Annotated in this window: 3 protein-coding genes; all 3 read left to right on the plus strand. The window is 66.9% G+C overall.

Going from position 1 to position 2,430, the window contains the following annotated elements; translation table 11 throughout:
- Positions 1 to 943 (plus strand): hypothetical protein (locus B3587_RS14275; protein ID WP_414683141.1); only part of this gene is annotated, 943 nt, incomplete at its 5' end.
- An 87-nt stretch (positions 944 to 1,030) separates the two neighbouring features.
- Entirely contained in the window at positions 1,031 to 1,927 is an 897-nt protein-coding gene (locus B3587_RS14280; RefSeq protein WP_292729868.1) for a CPBP family intramembrane glutamic endopeptidase, read from the plus strand.
- A gap of 195 nt (positions 1,928 to 2,122) precedes the next feature.
- Positions 2,123 to 2,430 (plus strand): hypothetical protein (locus B3587_RS14285; RefSeq protein WP_292729871.1); only part of this gene is annotated, 308 nt, incomplete at its 3' end.

A 2,430-nucleotide genomic window follows, 5' to 3' on the forward strand; every position in this document is an offset into this window, starting at 1 on the left:
GGGCGCCGACCCGGCCACACTCGCAACCAGACTGAGCCTCGACGAGGCGGACCTGCGTGAACAGCTCGCACTCCTCGAGCGCCGCGGACTCCTCAGAGTCACCGGCGACACCATCGCTCACCGCCGACCCGACTTCACGGTAGCCACCGCCATCCAGCAGATCATCGACGACGGCGTGCGCGAACTCACAGATGCCGCAGCCACCGCGCATACCCTGGCTGCCAGCATCCCGGAGCTCCTCCAGGCCTGGAATGCCGGCGAGACGGGTGACGGAACCGGAACCTCGACACCGCCCACCACGGTTCAGGGCACCTGGGCGCTGGCCGACATGTGGCGCGCACAGTCCTCACGCCGGGCGCCCCGATCAGCACAGCTGTGTATCCCCTCGACGCAGATCCTGCGCGACGCCGGCCTCGACTACGCCGAAACGCTCTGGGCCGCCAGGCCACTCGACGGCGAGAGCCGCATCCGCGTCATCCTCTCCGACGAAGACGCCCTCGATCCCATCAACCGGTGGCACCTCGACAACGAACTGGCAGCAGGCACCTGGATCCGAACCCACCCGTCACCGCCCAGCTTCTTCTGGATCATCGATGACGACACCGTCACCCTCCCCTCCGTCTGGGGTGATCCCCATCCGACCCGCGTGCTCGCCACGAGCGCTCAAGAGGTCGTCTCTCTCGCATCCTGGGTCTTCGAGAAACTGTGGGGCGAGGCATCCGCGGTCGACCAAAGCGACGAGCCGTGGGCACCGATGCTCGCCCTGATGAGCCGGGGCATGACCGTCGAGGCCGCCGCTCACACGCTGGGCCTGAGTCCTCGAACCGGCAGACGCCGCGTGGACCAGGCGATGCGCCACTTCGGCGTGACCGGCCAGTTCGCGCTCGGCGCCGTCTGGGGCGCACAACAGGCAGGACGCGGACGACCGCCCGGGTCGCCCTAGCCGAGGACGCGGCGGCACCACAAGCCCTGCGCCACCCCGCCTCCATTCGCTAGGGTCGGTCGGGACCGCCGACCTGGGAGGCCCTCCGTGACCGAAACACGACGTGACAGTTTCGCCGGCGCAATGCGCGAAGCGCAGCGACCAACCGGGCCGCTTGTCGGCTCGATCGTCGCCGTGGTGCTGTTCGCGTCGGTCATGGCCACCAGCATCCTGCTCGCCCTCATCCCCGGCATCACGGCCCTCGGCCTCACCAACATCAGCAGCCTGGCCTTTCTGTCGGTCTGGATCCTGCTGTGGGTCTGGCTGCGATTCAAGGAACGGCGGGCATTCGCGAGTATCGGCTTCCGTTCCCCCTCCCGCGCCCCGCTGCAGATCGCGCGAGGAGCCGCGATCGCACTCGGCGCCATGTCCCTCGCCGTTGCCGTCGCAGTCCTCACCGGCAACATGGAGTTCCTCCAGACTCCCGACGGCAGCTACGCCGCCTGGACCGCACTCGGATGGGTGATCTTCGCGTTAGTCGGGTTCTCGATCCAGAGCGGCGCCGAAGAGCTCATCTCCCGCGGGTACCTCATCCAGTCCTGGATGCCGCGTTTCGGCATCCTCGCCGCGATGATCGCCCAGACCGTCTTCTTCACGCTCGCGCACTCCCTCAACACGGGCATGAACATCCTCTCGGTCCTCTCGCTCGTGCTCGTCTCCCTGCTCCTCGGGTTCTGGGCGCTCAGCGAAGGCGGCCTCTGGGGGGTCATCGCGTTCCACGCCGTGTGGAACTGGGCACAGAACAGCCTCTTCGGCATCCCGGTGTCGGGCATCCCCGCAGAGAACTCGCTCTTGGCGGTCGTCGAGACGACGGATGCCAACCCCCTCGTCTCGGGCGGCCTGTTCGGCCTGGAGGCCAGCCTCACCACGGTCGTAATGCTCGCGATCATGGCCGCTGCCACCATCGCGTACTGGGCTCGCGGTCGTAACAATCGCACCGCCTAACCCGGCGAAACTACGTCGTCCGACGTAGCTTTCGGGGCCGGAATCGTCCGGAAACGACGCAAAAGCCGGGGATCTCTCGTGCGCTAGATGAGAGTTCGCACAGTTTGTCGTGCCGCACTACGCGGATCGCAGACAATAGTGGTCAACCCGAGAGCGCGCAACATGGCTCACCCTGACTCAGCACCAGGTTCGAACATGGACAGTAATTCACTCATCACCCTCATGATCGGCTTCGGCGTCGTTGCCGTGCTGGGACTCGTCGTGGGCTGGGCGATGTGGGAGAGCAACAAAGCCGAGGCGACCACCGATCGTCATGAGCCCGCACAGCGCATGCCGCGGTACCCCGACATGAGCACCCCCGCGGTCACGACATCGACCATCCGCACCGTAACCGCGCCGCGAAACACTGTCGGCACGCCGATGTCGCATCCCTACACGGCACCCACCGCGGCGTACCAGCAGCAGCCGCAGGCACCTCAGTTCACTGCTCCCCCGGTTACCGC

Source organism: Microbacterium sp. UBA837, from assembly GCF_002296025.1.
Taxonomy (GTDB): Bacteria; Actinomycetota; Actinomycetes; order Actinomycetales; family Microbacteriaceae; genus Microbacterium.